The following is a 16,504-nucleotide window of genomic DNA, read 5'->3' as shown; positions in this document are numbered from 1 at the left end:
ACCTGCCCCGCGTGACTCCCTTTGCAGTTTAGTTGCGCCGTGTTTGCACCTGCGATGGCCTGACCCGAGAGGGCGAACAGCAACACGAGGGTGCAGAGAGGTGAGATTTTTCTCATATGCCTTCCATGAGACCAACGCCATGTATTCCGCGCGATCGGCGAGATAAGCTGGGCAGCGCGGATATTCCGGTCACGGTCTCTTCCACAAAAACGTTTCTGATCATAGGCTGAGCCATTCACCGCTGTATCTTCAAACATGCATAGAGCAGCCATGAAAGCCGGCAACGTTGCTCCGCACTTCATTCCGAGCCGCACGATGCTCAGCGGTCACAGAGATTCCTTCGGCGACGCTCCGCTCATGGCCGCCATCGGCCTTCGGCGTACGCCGCGAATGTCCGCTGTCCAGCGAAATGAGCGGCGCTCGCGAACGGCAGGTCCTGGCCGACTAGCGTCGCCTGCTGTCACTCTCCGTGGTCGAACGGCCCGTGCGAGAAGCCGCAACGCGGGCAGGTCTCAACGCGCAGAAGCCAAGCGAGCCACTGAGATATAGGTTGTCGTCGCATGCCCTGCCAAACCAGAGCTAGGCCGCAAGCCGGGCACCGAATCAAGGTGCATGCCAGGACCAAGAGCAGGCAGGCTCCAACAAGTGCCAATAGCCGGACGATCGCCACGTCGGCGCCGAACCAGTCGGCCGCCCACGCCGGTGCGAACTGACAGGCCCCCACCAGTGCGGCTGCGAATGCACAAAGCCAGAGCTTCCATTGCTGCGAGGCGACGAGGGCGTTATTCACAATTTGACGAGGCGTCGGGAAGGTCCGCTTGTGGCCGACCGAAGACTTCATGCTTCTCGCGTCACGCCAGCAGTCGTGAATCCCCAGCGGAGTAATCCGCTTGGATGCTTGCACGCAAAACTGACTTTGATCTTGTCATGGACCGGTTTTGCGTCAAGTCCGCTAGCACGGCACCGATCGCGAGGAAGAAGCTCAAGGCGATCTGACCATCGCTGGGCATGGTCTTCCCAAAGAAAAGCCCACGGATGACTCACCGCCGCAAAAGACAACACGGGAATCCTCTGGCTTGCTTCAGCTTCGACTGGGAATATGGAGAGCGATCCTTCCCGCCAATGAAGGCCGAGATCACATCCGTTGAAGTTCAAATTCAGCAGTTCTTCAAGCGTCATCTACTCTCCTTCATCCAAGAGCCGCTCTTGGCCGATTGTGGTCCGTAACTTGGTCTGTCCGCACGCGCTTCGGAAGGCATCGTTGAACGTCCGGTTCTGGCGTATGAGGAACTACCCAGCGACGTACATCGTGGTTTCTGGCAGCTCGCCGGCCGTCCAATGCCCGAAGACCTTCAGCCGACTATTCTTTGCCATCACGCGAAGCTCAAGTCCAAACCGAGCATCCTGCCAAGGCCGAAGGCGAGGAGCGAGAGGCCCACGAGCGATAGCACGAAGACTGCGGCCACCTTGCCGCCCGCGCGCAGCACCGCGCTCCGCTTCTCTTCCGCCTTCTCCTTCGCCTTCTTCCCCTGCTCATAGTGCCACTTGATGGCGAAGAACATGCCCGTGCCGAACACCAGAACCTTGAACGCAATGAAGACTACAGGGACCCAATCCATCATTTTTAAAGTATTTCCAGGCTATTACTTGACACTATCTATCGTGAGGAGCGCCGGTCTGCAACCGGTCTCAAGCGGACAGTCGATGCGGAACCGTGTATGTCCGCTCCCGGTCGATGGTACCCATTCGCCCACCCGCGCCGAGCATCGGCTACCCACCCGAACCCCGAATCCGACACTGGCATCGCAGCACCCACAGGCGTAAGCTATTCGCCCGGTCGGCCAGCCAAGGTCTTGCCCACTCCCCCTGCGGCAGCCGCTGCGCCGAATTGTGCGAAAGGACCTCCCATGCTGTTGTCCGACTCGTCTGTAACGACCATGCTCCCCGTCAAGGACATGGACCGCGCCCGCACTTTCTACGAGGGCTGCCTGGGCTTGAAACCCGGTGGCTTGCGGCCTGACGGAAAGTTCGTCTACGTGGTGGGCGGCAGCATGCTGTCGCTGTTCCCGAAACCCGAAGGAACCAAGGCCGACCACACGGCGATCAGCTTCCAGGTCGAAGACATCGCCGCCAGCATCAAGATGCTCAAGCAGGCCGGCGTGGTGTTCGAAGACTACGACTTCCCCGAGCTCAAGACCGTCGACCACGTCTGCGTGCTCGGCTCGGAAAAGGCGGCGTGGTTCAAGGACACCGAAGGCAACTACCTCTGCATCCACGAAGACATGGCGTAGGCAGCAAACGCCATCGCTGCTGGCTCAGCGCGATGCAAGCCGCTCCACGTAGGCGCAAAGCATGTCGGCCAGCGAGTCCGACCAGGCCTCTATCTCGGCGGCGGTTCGTGGGCTTTCCGAAAAGTCTTTGCCCACTGAGCTGAGCGTTCGCACGATCAGGTCGCCCGCCATTTCGCGCGTGGCGTCGGAGGCCTTTGGCAGTGCCTCCTTCATGAACACGCTCACGATTCCGTCGCCGGCGGCGCGCACCTCTTGCGCCTCGGGTGCGTCGCGGTAAAACGGCGCCGCGTCACCAAGCGCGGTGCGCACTTCTGCTTCTTCGCACTCGGAGCGGACGAAGGCATGCGTGAGCATGCGCAGGCGCTCGAGCACGGGCCGCTGCGTGTCCCCGAGGATGCCGCACATCAGCTCGGTGGTCTCCCGCCATTCGTCGCTCTGCAGCCGAAACAAGATCGATGCCTTGTTCGGGAAATATTGATAGACCGACCCGACGCTCACGCCGGCCCTTTCGGCCACGCGCGTGGTCGTGAAGCGGTTCACGCCTTCCTTCGCCAAAACCTGAACAGCTGCCTGAAGAATGGCCTGAAGAAGGTCGGCCGAGCGGGCCTGCTTGGGCTTTCTTCTAGAGGAGATGGAGGCACTTGGACGGTCGGTCATGGGCGGGTTCCGCAACGCGAATAGCAAACATGAAGGGTTCTTCATATTATTTCGCATCTGCTTTTCAAACGAAAGAACCCAAGCAATGACGACGACCCTGACCACTGCCCCCTTGGCCCCTTTGCTGGACCGCCTGTTCATGCAAGCCGCCGCGGCCACCAGCCCTGCCATGGCCCACATCAGCCGCGAAGAACGCGATCGGCTGATGCACAGCAAGACGGAGTACCTCGACTTCTACGGCCGCATGAAAGACCTGTGGCTGCCGGTGTCGCGCGAAACCGGCGTGCTGCTGTACCAGCTGGCGCGCAGCAGCAACGCGCGCAACATCATCGAGTTCGGCACCTCCTTCGGCCTGTCGACGCTGTACATGGCCGCGGCGCTGCGCGACAACGGCGGCGGTGGCCGCCTGATCAGCAGCGAATTCGAACCATCGAAGATCGCCAAGGCCCGCGAGCACCTGGCCGAAGGCGGCGTGGCCGACCTGGTCGAGATCCGCGAAGGCGACGCGCTGAAGACGCTGGCAAGCGGCCTGCCAGAGTCCATCGACCTGGTGCTGCTCGATGGCGCAAAGGCGCTCTACCCCGACATCCTGGCGCTGGTCGAAAGCCGCTTGCGGCCCGGCGCGCTGATCGTCGCGGACAACGCGGACCACAGCCCGGAGTACCTGGCGCGCGTGCGCGCGGCTGACGGCGGCTACCTGTCGGTGCCATTCGCGGCCGACGTGGAACTGTCGATGCGACTGGGTTGAGGGAGGCTGTACGCCATGAATGTTTTTGTCACTGGCGCGACCGGCTGGGTCGGCTCCGCTGTGGTTCAGGAACTGATCGATGCGGGCCATGCGGTGATCGGGCTCGCGCGCTCCGGGCACAAGGCTGTCGCACTCGCGGCAACGGGCGCGAAGCGGGCTGGGCGCGCCGTCAGGTGACAACGACCGGCCTGGGCGGAGGACGTGGCGTTCCAAGCGCTGCTTCTGGCTTGGCCGGCATCGAAAACCCGGAGCGAGGCCGCAGATTGCGCTCGAGGTCGATGCGGACACTTTCGTATGCCGCATTGCGGGCTGCCGTGAATCTCGAATCAAGGGTCGCGCGGCTCAGGAGTCCAGACAAGCCGGGTGGGGGAAGCTGCTGGTACGGATCGTATTGTTCGGTGAGCTCGCATGGGTAGCAGTTTCCGTCTGCGTCGTACTGACTGCGGATCAGCACCTTGTAGATTGCGCCGCCGTCCTTGGGCGGGTCCAGGGGGAAGTTGAAAGCCAGGGCAAGTTCTGGACTCTTTGGGCTGGCGTCGCTTTCAACGGGTATGAAACCGGCGTCCCTATACGCACGAACGACACGTTCCTTGAGACTGGGCAAACTGATTCCGACGAAAGAATTGCCGAACAGGTTTTTCTCGCCCGCCCACTGCGGCTTGTAGTTGAATTTGAACGCGGGGTCCAAATGCTCGCGCCCGCTGGACTCAAGCGTCGAGTAAGCCTTGTCGATTGCCGGTACGAGCAGCGCGTTCTGGTCGTACTGCGTCATCCAGGGAAGCGCCGCGATTTCCGCTGCGTTCTTGATTTCGGCAAACCTCAGGAAGCACGGGTTGCACCTTCTCTTGTCATCGAGCAACTCGTCGGTGGAGACAAGAATTTCCGGCTTCGGCGCCATCTTCAAATCGCTGTTGAAGTTGAACTTGACGATCGTCGATTTATTCTTTTGCTCGTCTATGGAAACAAGAGAAAAGCCAGATGCCTGAAACGCCTTTCTCACCATTGACCTGAATTCTGCAACGCTGATGTTTCGATAAGCAGCGGCTGGAAAAGAAGGTTTACCGACCCTGTAGCTTGAGTTCAGAACGCCCTCCGACGGCCGCATTTGAGCAAAAGCAAGCAGGCCGACCAGCAAACAGAATCCGCCTATCGCGGCTTTGCGAATACCAGAAGCAATCATCTTTTTTCTCCCTGTAGAAGCACGCAGCGTATCTCAGTCACCGGGCGCTCTCTACAAACTCCCCGCAATCCATTCCCTCAACCACCGGTGCCCCGCATCCCGATGCCGCCGCTCGTGCCACAGCATCGCCATCTCGTACCCCGGCACTTCCAGCGGTGCCTCCACCACCCGCAGCCCCGGCGCGCCGCGTGCCAATCGCTCGGGCAGCATCGCGACCATGTCGGTGCTGGCCAGCACCGACATCATGAAGAGGAAGTGCGGCACCGACAGCGCCACGCGCCGCGCGAGCCCCTTCTCCGCCAGCGCCTCATCTGTGGGCCCGACAAAACCGCCACCACCCGGCGACACCACCACATGCTCCAACGCGCAGAACTGCGCGAGCGTGGGCCGGCGCTTCAACCGCGGATGCCCTGCCCGCCCGGCCAGCACGTAGCGCTCGTTGAACAGCACGCGCCGGTGCAAGCCCGGCGGCGCGCCGACGCTGGTGTGAAAGAACAGATCGATTTCCGCATGCTCCAGCTGCCGCGCCATGCGCGACGGCACAGCCTCGACCACGGCCAGCCGGGTGTTGGGCGCGGCCGTGCGCAGCCCGGCCAGCGCCGGCAGCAAGATGGCCGACTCGGCATAGTCGGCGGCGGCCACGCGCCAGGTGGTGGTGGCTTCCGCAGGGTCGAAAGGCTTGGCGGGCGCGACCGCACGGCCCAGTGATTCCAATGCTTCGCGCAGCGGCTCGCGCAGCTCGTCGGCACGCGTGGTGGGCCGCATACCGCGTTGGGCGGGCACCAGCAACGGGTCGTTGAACATCTCGCGCAGCTTGGCGAGCTGCACGCTCACCGAAGGCTGCGAGAGGTTCAGGCGTTCGGCTGCGCGGGTGACGTTGCGCTCGGCCAGCAGCACGTCGAGGGTGATGAGCAGGTTGAGGTCGATGCGGCTGAAATTGTTCATGGCAATGGCTGGAATTCAAACTATTCATTTCCAATATATCGCCATCTTTCCTAACCTGCGTGCATGTTCTTCATTCCACAGGTTCAGCCATCATGAAAGTCCTCATCGTCCACGCCCATCCCGAAGCCCGTTCGCTGAACGGGTCGCTGAAAAACTTCATGGTGGAGCACCTCATGCAATCGGGACACGAAGTGCGCGTGTCCGATCTCTACGCGATGCAATGGAAGGCGCCGCTGGCGGCCGACGACTTTGCGCATGTGGAGCCCGGCGCGCACTTCGATCCCGTGGCGGATTCGCAGCGCGCCTTCGAAGCCGGCACGCAGCCCGACGACATCGCAGCCGAGCAGGCCAAGCTGCTGTGGGCCGACACGGTGATCTTCCAGTTTCCGCTCTGGTGGTATTCGATGCCGGCCATCCTGAAGGGCTGGGTCGAGCGGGTGTATGCCTACGGCTTTGCCTACGGCGTGGGCGAGCACTCCGACACGCACTGGGGCGACCGCTTCGGCCAGGGCGTGATGGCGGGCAAGCGCGCGATGCTGGTGGTAACCACCGGCGGCTGGGCGCCGCACTACAGCCCGCGCGGCATCAACGGGCCGATGGACGACCTGCTGTTTCCCATTCACCACGGCATCCTGTACTACCCGGGCTTCGACGTGCTGCCGCCCTTCGTGGTCTATCGCACGGGCAAGGTCGATGAGGCGGCGTATGGGCGGATCACCGGGGAACTCGGCAACCGGCTCGATGCGCTGTGGACGACGGCGCCCATCCCGTTCCGTCCGCAGAACGCTGGCGACTACGAGATCCCCGCCCTCACGCTGCGGCCCCACGTGGCGCCGGGCCGCTCGGGGTTCGCGGCGCACGTGGTCGCCGAGTAGCCGAGCGGGGCACTTCGCTGCGGTGTTCCTTGCGCGGCGCCGATCTCCGCTGCTGCAACGGCGATGGCGCGGCGTTACTCGGCTTTACTCGGCTTCGATGCCGGCCGCCTTCACGATGCGGCCCCACTTCTGCGACTCGGCGGTCTGGAACTTCGCCAGATCCTCGGGTGACGTGGTGAACACCTCGGTGCCGGTGGGTTCGTAGAAAGCGGTCTTCGCGGCTTCGCTCTTCGCGGCCTTCACCAGCAGTTCGTTGAGCCGCTTGACGACGGCGGGCGGCGTTTTCGCGGGCGCATAGGCCGCGAACCAGTAGCCCATTTCGTAGCCCTTCACGCCGGCTTCGGAAATGGTCGGCACGTCGGGTGCCAGCGGCGAGCGCGCCGCGCTTGAAATGCCCAGCGCGCGCAGCTTGCCGGCCTTGACCTGCGGCAGGCCGGTGGCCGTGTCGGTGATCATCATGTTGATCTGGCTGCCGAGCAGGTCGGTCACGGCGAGCGTGTTGCTCTTGTAGGGCACGTGCAGCAGCTTGATGTCGGCCATCTGCTGCAGCAGTTCGCCGGCCATGCGGCTGGACGAGCTGCCGCTGCCAAAGCTGTACTTGCCCGGCTCCTTCTTCGCGAGCGCAATGAACTCGGCCACGCTCTTTGCCGGGAACGTCGGGTTGACCACCATGATCTGCCCGCCCTTGCCGAGCGCGGCGATGGGCGAGAAGTCTTTCACCGGGTCGTACGGCAGCTTCTTGAACAGGTGCTCGTTGGCCGCGTGCGTGGTGTTGGTGGTGATGAGCACGGTGTAGCCATCGGCGGGCGCCTTGGCCACGTTCTGCGACGCGATGAAGCCGCTGGCGCCGGCCCGGTTGTCGATGATGACGGCCTGCTTCGTTTCGGCCGCGATCTGGTTGCCGAGTGCGCGTGCGATCTGGTCGGTGGCGGTGCCGGCCGCGAACGGCACGACGAAGGTAATGGCCTTTTCGGGGAAGGCCTGCGCGTGGCCCAGCAGCGGCGCCAGGGCGAGTGCGGCGGTCAGCGCTGCGAGGGGAAATCGTTTCATTGTTTTGTCTCCGGGTGATTGATCAGGCAAAAGGGGAAATTGGATTCGATGGCTATGGCCCGGCCAGCAAGGGCACCAGCGCACGCGGCACGCGGACCGGCATGTCGAGCAGCAGGAAAGAAAGTGCCTTGCCATGCGCGTCGAGGTTCAGCGCGTCGTTGACGCCGCCATCGAGCACCACGTCGAGCACGAAGTTCATCGCGTGAATTTTGGGCAGCACGAAGCGCTGAACCTGCGACGGCTTGCGATGTTTGAACTGCCCGGCCACGCGCTCCGGCGTCAGTTGCTCGAGCAGCAAGGGGTACAGGTCGGCGTGCCAGGCGATGACGCTGATGTTCGAGCGGTCGCCCTTGTCGCCGGTGCGGCCGTGGGCGGCGCGGTAGAGCGGGACTTCGATCGTGCTCGCCATGTCATTCGCGTCGTTCATGCCAGCGCCTTTGCATCGAGCAGTTCAAAACGCACCGGCACCGACTCGCGCGGCAGCAGGCAAGACAGCGTGTTAAGCCGTGGCGTGAGCGCGGTGCGCACACCGCCGCCGCCCGCGGGGCCACACGTATAGAGCGCCACGACCTCGCGCGCCAGCCGCTCGGCCTGCGCACGGTCCGCATGAGTGGCGGCGACGCGCAGGCGAATATCGCGCAGCCCCGCATCGGGCAGGCTTGCCAGCGCGCTGCCGGCGTCATCGCCAAAAATGCTCAGGGCGCCGATGAGGTCAACACGCAAGGCCAAGCCATCGAGGCGCTTGCGCAGCACGTCGGCCGCAAGCCGCGCACGCGACTCGGCGCGAGGGCCAGCGTAGGAAATTTCTCCCTCGGCCAGCCAGCCGCCTTCGTGGCACACATTGACCTTGTAGCGGCCCGGACGCTCGTGTCCGCGAACACCCGACAGTTCGACACGATCAACACCAGGCAGCGCGCGCACTTCGGCTTCGGCGATGTCCGCGACCACGTCTGGCGTCAGGTAGGCAGCGGGGTCGTGCACCTCGTAGAGCAGTTGCTCCTTCACCGTGGCTTCGCTCACCAGCCCACCGGTTCCGTCGGACTTGCCGATGACGCAGCCGCCATCGACGTCGATCTCGGCAATGGGAAAGCCCACCGCTTCCAGGCCGGGCACGTCCTTGTAGCCGGGGTCGGCAAAGTAGCCGCCGCACACCTGTGCGCCGCATTCGAGCAGATGGCCCGCCATGGTGGCGCGGCCCAGCCGGTCCCAATCGTCGGCGCGCCAGCCGAAGTGCGACATGGCCGGCCCGACGGTGAGCGACGGGTCGGCCACGCGGCCGCACACCACGATCTGCGCGCCGGCGTCGAGCGCGGCGGCAATCGGCTCGGCGCCGATGTACGCATTGGCGCTGACCACGCGCAGGCCGTCCATCTGTTCGCCCAGTGCTTCGCGCAGCAAGGCGCGGTGCTCGGGGCCCGAAAGGTCGTCGCCCTCCACCACCGCAATGCACGGTGCGCCGGCTCCCAGTTCGCGGGCCATGCGGGCGATGTGCCGGGCGGCGGCGCGCGGGTTGGCAGCGCCGAAGTTGCTCACGATGCGGATGCCATGCGCCAGGCAGCGCGCAAGCACGGGCCGCAGCATGGCGTCGAGCAGCGGTTCGTAGCCGGCCTCGGGGTTGTCGCGGCGGCGCAGTTGGGCCAGCGCCAGCGTGCGTTCGGCCAGCGTCTCGAAGATCAGGAAGGCGCGCTGGCCCGCGGGGCCGTTCTGCAAGCGCGCGATGAGCGTGTCGACCACCGGGCCGGCCGCATCGGTGCGGTCGCCCGAAAAACCGGCGGCGCATCCGATCAGCAAGCATGGCGATTCATTGGCATTCATTGCCGTGCACTGTAGGCAGGCAATCGTCATCCGTAAAATCGAAAATTCGGATCGATTGATCTGCTTTTCAAATAAATAACCAAGGCCCAGCGATGAGAAAGATGCACAACCTCTCTACGCGGCAACTCCGCGCTTTTCTTGCGTTGGCCGAGCACCGCAACTTCACGCGGGCGGCGCAGAGCAGCCACCTGTCGCAGCCGGCCTTCAGCGCGCTGATCCGCACGCTCGAAGACGCGGTCGGCACGCGCCTGTTCGACCGCGACACGCGCAGCGTGCAGCTCACGCCGGAAGGCCGGCTGTTCGAGGGCTCGGCGCGGCGCCTGCTCGACGACATGGGCAGCGCCATGGGCGACCTGGCCGACCATGTGGAGCGGCGCAAGGGCCGCGTGCGCGTGGCCGCCCTGCCCTCGCTCGCGGCCGGCTGGCTGCCTGCGGTGTTCGCGGAGTTCATGCAGGCCTGGCCGGGCATCCGCATCGACCTGGACGATGCGCTGTCCGATGCCTGCATTGCGCTGGTGCGCAACGGCCAGGCCGACTTTGCGCTGGCCGCTTCAGGCGCGGCACACCAGGTGAAANNTTTCACCTGGTGTGCCGCGCCGACCATCCACTGGCACGCGAACCGCGCCTCACGCTGAAGAAGATCGCGCCGTGGCCCTTCATCCAGATGGCGCGCAACAGCAGCGTGCGGCAAGCAATCGACGTGGCCGTGCATCCGCAGCGGCTGAACGCGGTGTTCGAGGTGGAGCACCTGGCCACCGTCATGGGGCTGGTCGAAGCGGGCCTGGGCATCAGCGTGGTGCCGGCGCTCACGCTGTTCCACTTTCGTCGCGACACGCTGGCCACGCGCCCGCTGCCCCTTCCCGCGCTCACGCGCACGGTGTACCTGGTGCAGCGCCGCGAGGGCAGCCTGTCAGTGGCGGCGCAAACGCTGCACGACCTGATCGTCGAGCGGCTTGGGGCCTTGCGGCTGGATTGAGTGCGTCAGGCCGGCTCGGCCTCGGAGCCCACGCTGGCCGCGCCGGCGGCGTTCTTCTTCGCTGCCTCGGCCGCTTCGGCTGCTTCGGCCATCGCGGCGCGCGCGGTCGGGTTCGGCGTGGGCTCGCCGATCTTGCGCAGCGTGTTGCGGTCGGTGTGGCGGAAAGGCTCTGCCTGCCCGCGCACGCTCATTAGCGTTACCTGCTCGTAAGACCAGCTGCCGTCGTCGTGAATGGTCACGGCGATGTTGTAGCTCAGCGTCTTGAATGCGTGCTCGAGGAACGGGTTCGACAAGATGCCGTTGGTTTCGGCGCCGCGCACCGCTTCGAGCTTGAAAGACTTCGCATCGGGCTGCGCATGCCCCATGGCCATGGCGGTCTGCCCACGCGGAATCGACAGCGTCTGGATCAGCGTGCCCGTGGCGGCCTCCCACAGCCAGTAGCCGACCTGGTCGTGAAAGCTCTCTACCTCGTCGGGCTTGACGATGCGCACGTGATAGCGCAGCCCGTAGAAAATTTGCGGCCCGTTGGTCTGCGCATCGATGGGCTGGAATTCGGCGTGCTCGATGTAGGCCGAGGTCTCGGGGCCTTCGGCCTTGGGAGCCACGTCCTGCCCGGCGGCGCTGGTCCAGATGCCGGCCAGGCCGGTGAGCGGGCCCAGGTTGGCCAGCGTGTACGGGTCGGGCTCGGCCTCGGTGTAGATGTCTTCCGGGTATTCGTTCATGGGGCTCCTCTTGGAATTCTTGCGCCCGAAGTATCCATCACCGCTTCACTGCATTGCCACGTCAGCGGTCGAGCCGTATGCCGACCTTCGCGATGATGGCGCCCCACTTGCGGCCTTCGCTGTCGATGAAGGTCTTGAATTCTTCAGGCGACCCACCGCCCGGCACCAGGCCCTGGCTGGCCAGCAGCTCGCGCACGGCCGGCTCCCGCAGCACGGTGTTGACGTCGGCGTTGATGCGGCGCACCACCTCGGGCGGCGTGCCGCTGGCGGTGAAGAAGCCGTTCCACGCCAACGACTCGAAGCCGGGGTAGCCCGACTCGGCCACGGTGGGCAGGTCTTTCATGAGCTCGGAGCGCGTGGCGCTGGTGACCGCAATCAGCTTCACGCGCTGGCCCTGGATCAGCGGCAACAGCGCGGGTGCGACAGTGAACAGCGCCTGCGTATCGCCCGCGGCCAGCGACAGACCGGCGGGCGGCGAACCCGAATAGGGAACGTGCACCGCCTCGATGCCCGCCACGCTGCGAAGCAGCTCCATCGTGAGGTGCGACGAGCTGCCCGCGCCCACCGATGCATAGCTGAACCGGTGGCCCTGCTGCTTCGCCCAGGCGACGAACTCGGGCAGCGTGTTCGCCGGGTTGCCGGCCTGCACCGCCAGCACGTTGGGTTGCGAAGTGGTCAGCACGATCGGCACCAGGTCGCGCGCCGGCGCATAGGGCATGCGCGCATACATGTAGGGGCCGAAGGCAATCGGCCCGTTGAAGCCGATGCCCAGCGTGTAGCCGTCGTGCGGCGCACGGGCCACCGTCTCCATGCCGATCAAGCCGCCGGCGCCGGCCTTGGTCTCGATGACCACGGGCTGCTTCCACATCACGCGCAGCCGGTCGGCCAGCGTGCGCGCGATCACGTCGAGCGAACTGCCGGCCGGCGCGGGCACGATCACGCGCACGGGTTTCGACGGCCACGCCTGCGCGGCGGCGGCGCCAGCCGCGAACAGGCTGGCGAGCAGGAAGGTGGCGAGCGTGTTCTTCTTCACTTCGGTCTTTCGATGGGCACGGGTGGGGTCGTGCAAAGTTTTATCACCGTTCTTACGCCGCCCGTTGCGCCGGCGTTCATTGAGAACCGAAGCACTACATCAACGGCGCCACGCTGCCCAGTGACGGCACCGATGCATACTCGCCCGCTCGGACACGAAATGAAACCGAAAGGCTTCCAGAGCCATTCCGAAGGGGTCGATGGCCTTTAACCACTTCGCGAACGTGCCGATTGCGGGGGGACTTCAAACCGCCACGACATCGCGGCAAGATGCGCATCCGCCGATTCTTGCGTCACCCCGACCTGCTGAAGGAGCTTGCTCATGTTCGCCACGCCCGAACGCACCATCAAGACCCCCGGCCCAGACCATCCGATCACCATTTCGCGCAATCCGTTGCGCGTGGTGGTGTCGGTCGACGGCTGCGTCATCGCCGACACGCGCGAGGCCCTGACGCTGCGCGAAGCGCACTTCGGCACCGTGCACTACATCCCCCGCAAGGACGTGAAGATGTCCCTGCTGGAGCGCACGTCGCATGCCACCTACTGCCCCTACAAGGGCGAATGCAACTACTACAGCATTCCGGCCGGCGGAGAACGCTCGGTGAATGCGGTGTGGACCTACGAGTCGCCCTACGCACCGGTCGCGCAGATCAAGGACCACGTGGCGTTCTATCCCGATCGCGTGGGACCGATCGAAGAGCGCGTGCGCTAGCAACACCAGCCGGAGAAAACCTCCGGCACCGCTCCAGCCCCCGTGGCTGGACACATCATGTGGAGAATGGCGCGGCAACCATCCTCCACATCCATGAACCTTCGACTCGCACTCTACGAACTGGCCAGCGCCCATCGACTGCCGCAGCCGCGGATGCGGGCGCTGTTCGCGCTCGCGGAACTCGATGCACCGCCGCCCGACCTGGCACGGCGCTTCTGGCGCACGGTCGCGCTGCTCGCTGCGGGGCTTGGCGGCTTCGGCCTTGTGATGTGGGTGGCGGCCAACTGGGACACTCTGGGCCGCACCGGACAGTTCGCATTGCTGCAGGGCTGGGTGCTGCTGACCGCACTGGCCGCCTGGCGCATTGCCGCCCTTCGGACACCCATGGGCCTGCTGTGCCTCTTGGGCACGGGCGCCCTCTTTGCCTATTACGGCCAGACCTACCAGACCGGCGCCGATGCGTGGCAGCTGTTCGCGCTGTGGGCGGTGCTCACGCTGCCCTTGTGCCTGGGCGTGCGCAGCGACGTGCTGTGGTTTCCGTGGGTGGTGGTGGCTTGCAGCGCGATCAGCCTCTGGGCTTATGCCCACACCGGGCACAGATGGAAGGCCGACTACCGCGACCTGCCGATTCACCTGGCGAGCTGGGGGCTGGGTGCACTGCTCGCGGTCGGGTTGAGCCCGTGGGCGCAACGCTGGACCGGGACTGCGCACTGGGCGCGCCGGCTGGCCTTGATGGCGATGGCCGTGAGCGTGACGCTGGCCGCGCTGGCGGGCCTGTTCTTTCACTCCGGTGTCGTGCCCTACTACCTCCTGGGCCTTGTGCTGATGGCAGGCGCCGGTGGCCTGCTGATGCAGCCGTGCTGGTTCGACATCGTGGGCTTGAGCGTCGCGGTGCTGTGCGTCGACACCTTGCTGGTTGCGGGCCTGGTGCACGTTCTTTTCAACAGCGGCAGCGGTGGTGACATCGGCCGGCTGCTGGTGACCGGGCTCGCGGCTGCGGGGCTGCTGGCGGTTTCGGTGGCCTGGGTCATGCGGCGGCAAAGCGCCGTGCTGGCGGCGGCTGCGCAGCAAGAGGGAGACGCAGCATGAGCACCGCGCCTTCCCTCATGCAACGCGCGATCGACCAGGGCCTGTTACCACCCGACGCGCAATGGCCACGCGACGAATCGCGCCCCTGGCCCGTGCTGCTGCTGACCGCGCTCGGCGCATGGCTTGCCGTGCTGCCGCTGTTGGGCGCCGTGGCGCTGGCCTTCGGCAGTTCGCTGCTGAAGCAGGGCCCCGCCCTGTATGTCTTCGGCCTTTGCCTGCTGGCGGCCAGCGTATTCATCTTGCGCCGACGCAGCCTGCCGCTGTTCGTCGAACAGCTCTGCCTGCCGGCCATGGTGCTGGGCCTGTGCTGCCTGGGCTGGGCACTGTTCCGCGACAACCCGGTCTTTGCCGCTTCGCTGTGCATGTGCGCCATCAGCCTGCTGCTGGCCTGGCTCACCCCCTTGCATTGGCTGCGCACCCTGCTCGGCCTGATGTTCGGCGTGTTCCTGACCGTCGCCGCCATGGCCTGGCCGAACGGCGACAAGGCCTTCTGGGACCTGGTGTGGCTGGAGCGCTTTCGCTGGACGTGGTGGCTCTACGCCCACATCGGACTGGCCGTGTTGTTGCTGGTGCTGTACCTGCTGCCGCGACTGCCCGGCCCGCGCACCGGCAGCCTGCTGACGAGCCTGGCCGACGGCTGGTGCGTGCAACTGCTGCTGACGCTGGTGCTGCTGTCGGGTGCCACCTTCATGCTCGGTGGCATGGTGCCGGGTGGCGGCATGGGAGGAGAAGTCGTGGGCGCCAACGCCGTGTCGGGCGTGTACGCCAAGCTGCAGATCGTGGTGTCGGTGCTGTGCGCGGCAGGGGCCGCCGTTGTGCTGGGCCTTTGCTGGCCGGCGCTGCGGCAGATGCCCGTGCTCGGCCTGGGCGTGGCCCTGCTGCTGGCGGTGCTGTGCGGCTTCGTGCCCACCCTCGGCGCGGTCTGCCTTTGCACCGCCGCGCTGGCCGTTACGCGGCGCTGGCTGCTCGCCGCACTGGGTTGCGCGGCGGCGTTGTGGATCGTGGGCAGCTTCTACTACCAGCTCACGTGGCCGCTGGCCGACAAGGCGCTGCTGCTGGTGGCCATTGGTGCCGCGCTGGGCGCGCTGGCCTGGCTGGCATCGCGCGGAACTGCTTCACGCGCCGACGCGACCACCGCCGCGCCCGTCATGCCGGTCACGGACACGTGGTGGAAGAGCAAGCAGCTCGCGGGCATCGCGCTGACAGGCGCGGCCACCCTGCTGTTAGCCAACGTCGCGATCTTCGAGAAAGAGAACACCATCCGCAACGGCCAGCCCGTGTTCGTGCAACTGGCCCCGGTCGATCCGCGTTCGCTCATGCAGGGCGACTACATGCAGCTGAACTTTGCGCTGCCCGACCGGTTGCGCTGGGGCGATCGCGAAGACGGTGACCCACGTCGGCCGACCGTGCTGGTACGACCCAACCCGGGCGTGCCATCGGCCTACACGCTGCATCTGCCCGCGGCGGGCGAGCCGCGTGAGCACGGCGACCTCGAAGTGCCGCTCAGCGCGAAGAACGGCGGATGGGTCTTCGTCACCGACGCATGGTTCTTCAAGGAGGGCGATGCGGAACGCTTCGCGAAGGCACGCTACGGCGAGTTCCGCATCCTGCCCAATGGCTCCGCGCTGCTTGTGGGCATGGCGGACGAGCAACTGCGGCCGATTCGCTAACCGCTGGCCAGTAGTGGCCAACTGATGCTCTTTCAGCACCGCGCCTTGGCGCAGTGCTGCCTGCCGATCGATTACAGCGGCAGTGCGTCGCCGCGGGCAGCAGCGCGGGCTGCGGCACGCACGGTGGAGCGGTCGAGGCCGCTGGCCAGCACCGGTGCGACACGCGAGCTCACGCCTTCGGCATACGGGTTCTCGCTGTGCGCGGCGGCAACAGCTTCAGCACGGACAGCCGCACGGCTGGTCGACGACACGAACACCTGGGCCGGGCCGGCGTTGGCACCGGTGGCATACGGGTTGGCGCTGTGCGCGGCAACCACGGCCTGGCCGGCGACGTCGGCGCGGCTGGCAGCGGAGGTCAGCTGATGCACGCCTTCATAGGTTTCAGCGTGAGCAGAGCCAGCAACGGCCAGCAGGGCAACGGCAACAGCGGAGAGGAGCTTGGAGGCAGTCATTTGAGTTTCCTTCAGTTCAGTTCAATCGTTTTTCAACTTGGATGATTTCGAACCGGTCTTGGGTGGGTCACCGTCCCTCCGGGGGGCGGCCACCTCGCTCGGGGCCCTGTTCACTCAGATCAACTGGGTGGCTGGTCTGTGAGTGAATTGTGCGACTGGATCTAGGTAAAAACCCGTAGCAAAAGGAACCGCGGCGTTCGCTGTCTGGAAACAATCGGCGCGCTGTGTCGAGGGGTTGCTCGGGTCGGGTGCGGGTTCATTCTTGGTTTGTACGACTGACACCGGGTACT

The 16,504-nt window shown here is 65.4% G+C and carries 17 protein-coding genes and 2 pseudogenes; 8 read left to right on the top strand and 11 right to left on the bottom strand.

Going from position 1 to position 16,504, the window contains the following annotated elements; genetic code table 11:
• Nucleotides 1–837: 837 nt before the first annotated feature.
• Both DBV14_RS25910 and DBV14_RS25905 read right to left on the bottom strand, forming a co-directional pair.
• On the bottom strand, nt 838–1,179 hold the full coding sequence (locus tag DBV14_RS25910; RefSeq protein WP_124463536.1) for a hypothetical protein: 342 nt from the start codon (nt 1,177–1,179) through the stop codon (nt 838–840).
• A 194-nt stretch (nt 1,180–1,373) separates the two neighbouring features.
• A complete protein-coding gene (locus DBV14_RS25905) occupies nt 1,374–1,622 on the bottom strand; it encodes a hypothetical protein (RefSeq protein ID WP_124463534.1) in 249 nt (82 codons plus the stop codon).
• A 288-nt stretch (nt 1,623–1,910) separates the two neighbouring features.
• Here DBV14_RS25905 and DBV14_RS25900 point away from each other — a divergent pair, with 288 nt between their 5' ends.
• Complete coding sequence (locus DBV14_RS25900; RefSeq protein ID WP_124463544.1) at nt 1,911–2,291, top strand: VOC family protein; 381 nt, start codon at nt 1,911–1,913, stop codon at nt 2,289–2,291.
• 24 nt (nt 2,292–2,315) lie between these two features.
• Here the strand turns inward: DBV14_RS25900 and DBV14_RS25895 are convergent, their stop codons facing one another.
• Complete coding sequence (locus tag DBV14_RS25895) at nt 2,316–2,948, bottom strand: TetR family transcriptional regulator (protein WP_124463542.1); 633 nt, start codon at nt 2,946–2,948, stop codon at nt 2,316–2,318.
• 85 nt (nt 2,949–3,033) lie between these two features.
• On the opposite strand from DBV14_RS25895, the gene DBV14_RS25890 reads away from it, so the two are divergent.
• Together DBV14_RS25890 and DBV14_RS25885 are read left to right on the top strand one after the other, a co-directional pair.
• Complete coding sequence (locus tag DBV14_RS25890; protein WP_124463532.1) at nt 3,034–3,696, top strand: O-methyltransferase; 663 nt, start codon at nt 3,034–3,036, stop codon at nt 3,694–3,696.
• A 15-nt stretch (nt 3,697–3,711) separates the two neighbouring features.
• Nucleotides 3,712–3,846, top strand: a pseudogene (locus DBV14_RS25885) (NAD-dependent epimerase/dehydratase family protein); the annotation flags it as partial.
• Nucleotides 3,847–3,865: 19 nt separating this feature from the next.
• Here the strand turns inward: DBV14_RS25885 and DBV14_RS25880 are convergent.
• Both DBV14_RS25880 and DBV14_RS25875 read right to left on the bottom strand, forming a co-directional pair.
• Entirely contained in the window at nt 3,866–4,876 is a 1,011-nt protein-coding gene (locus tag DBV14_RS25880; protein WP_260397232.1) for a hypothetical protein, read from the bottom strand.
• Between the two features lie 51 nt (nt 4,877–4,927).
• Nucleotides 4,928–5,821: a LysR substrate-binding domain-containing protein gene (locus tag DBV14_RS25875; protein ID WP_124463530.1), complete on the bottom strand. Its 894-nt coding sequence runs from the start codon at nt 5,819–5,821 to the stop codon at nt 4,928–4,930.
• A gap of 92 nt (nt 5,822–5,913) precedes the next feature.
• Between DBV14_RS25875 and DBV14_RS25870 the strand changes: the two genes are divergently transcribed.
• Nucleotides 5,914–6,696 carry an NAD(P)H-dependent oxidoreductase gene (locus tag DBV14_RS25870; protein WP_124463528.1) on the top strand — a complete coding sequence of 261 codons (783 nt, stop codon included), beginning with the start codon at nt 5,914–5,916 and terminating at the stop codon, nt 6,694–6,696.
• Nucleotides 6,697–6,780: 84 nt separating this feature from the next.
• Here the strand turns inward: DBV14_RS25870 and DBV14_RS25865 are convergent, their stop codons facing one another.
• The 3 genes from DBV14_RS25865 to DBV14_RS25855 are packed head-to-tail and all read right to left on the bottom strand — an operon-like array spanning nt 6,781 to nt 9,561.
• Complete coding sequence (locus DBV14_RS25865; RefSeq protein ID WP_124463526.1) at nt 6,781–7,746, bottom strand: tripartite tricarboxylate transporter substrate binding protein; 966 nt, start codon at nt 7,744–7,746, stop codon at nt 6,781–6,783.
• A gap of 52 nt (nt 7,747–7,798) precedes the next feature.
• Nucleotides 7,799–8,173, bottom strand: coding sequence for a hypothetical protein (locus DBV14_RS25860; RefSeq protein ID WP_260397231.1), 375 nt, complete (start codon nt 8,171–8,173; stop codon nt 7,799–7,801).
• A complete protein-coding gene (locus DBV14_RS25855; protein ID WP_124463524.1) occupies nt 8,170–9,561 on the bottom strand; it encodes an acyclic terpene utilization AtuA family protein in 1,392 nt (463 codons plus the stop codon). Before DBV14_RS25855 ends, DBV14_RS25860 begins: the two co-directional genes overlap by 4 nt.
• Nucleotides 9,562–9,653: 92 nt before the next feature.
• Between DBV14_RS25855 and DBV14_RS25850 the strand changes: the two are divergent.
• Nucleotides 9,654–10,537, top strand: a pseudogene (locus tag DBV14_RS25850) (LysR family transcriptional regulator).
• 5 nt (nt 10,538–10,542) lie between these two features.
• Here DBV14_RS25850 and DBV14_RS25845 read toward each other — a convergent pair.
• Together DBV14_RS25845 and DBV14_RS25840 are read right to left on the bottom strand one after the other, a co-directional pair.
• Complete coding sequence (locus DBV14_RS25845; RefSeq protein WP_124463522.1) at nt 10,543–11,259, bottom strand: FABP family protein; 717 nt, start codon at nt 11,257–11,259, stop codon at nt 10,543–10,545.
• Nucleotides 11,260–11,320: 61 nt separating this feature from the next.
• Complete coding sequence (locus DBV14_RS25840; RefSeq protein WP_124463521.1) at nt 11,321–12,292, bottom strand: tripartite tricarboxylate transporter substrate binding protein; 972 nt, start codon at nt 12,290–12,292, stop codon at nt 11,321–11,323.
• 321 nt (nt 12,293–12,613) lie between these two features.
• On the opposite strand from DBV14_RS25840, the gene DBV14_RS25835 reads away from it, so the two are divergent.
• From DBV14_RS25835 to DBV14_RS25825, 3 genes are all read left to right on the top strand, one after another.
• On the top strand, nt 12,614–13,003 hold the full coding sequence (locus tag DBV14_RS25835) for a DUF427 domain-containing protein (RefSeq protein ID WP_124463520.1): 390 nt from the start codon (nt 12,614–12,616) through the stop codon (nt 13,001–13,003).
• A gap of 93 nt (nt 13,004–13,096) precedes the next feature.
• On the top strand, nt 13,097–14,092 hold the full coding sequence (locus DBV14_RS25830; protein ID WP_124463518.1) for a DUF2157 domain-containing protein: 996 nt from the start codon (nt 13,097–13,099) through the stop codon (nt 14,090–14,092).
• Nucleotides 14,089–15,762: a GDYXXLXY domain-containing protein gene (locus DBV14_RS25825; protein WP_124463516.1), complete on the top strand. Its 1,674-nt coding sequence runs from the start codon at nt 14,089–14,091 to the stop codon at nt 15,760–15,762. Before DBV14_RS25830 ends, DBV14_RS25825 begins: the two co-directional genes overlap by 4 nt.
• Before the next feature lie 71 nt (nt 15,763–15,833).
• Here the strand turns inward: DBV14_RS25825 and DBV14_RS25820 are convergent, their stop codons facing one another.
• Complete coding sequence (locus DBV14_RS25820; RefSeq protein WP_124463513.1) at nt 15,834–16,214, bottom strand: helicase SNF2; 381 nt, start codon at nt 16,212–16,214, stop codon at nt 15,834–15,836.
• Nucleotides 16,215–16,504 lie beyond the last annotated feature (290 nt).

The organism is Variovorax sp. KBW07, from assembly GCF_003852515.1.
Classification (GTDB): Bacteria; Pseudomonadota; Gammaproteobacteria; order Burkholderiales; family Burkholderiaceae_C; genus Variovorax.
This window is presented reverse-complemented; position numbering and strand designations above follow the sequence as displayed.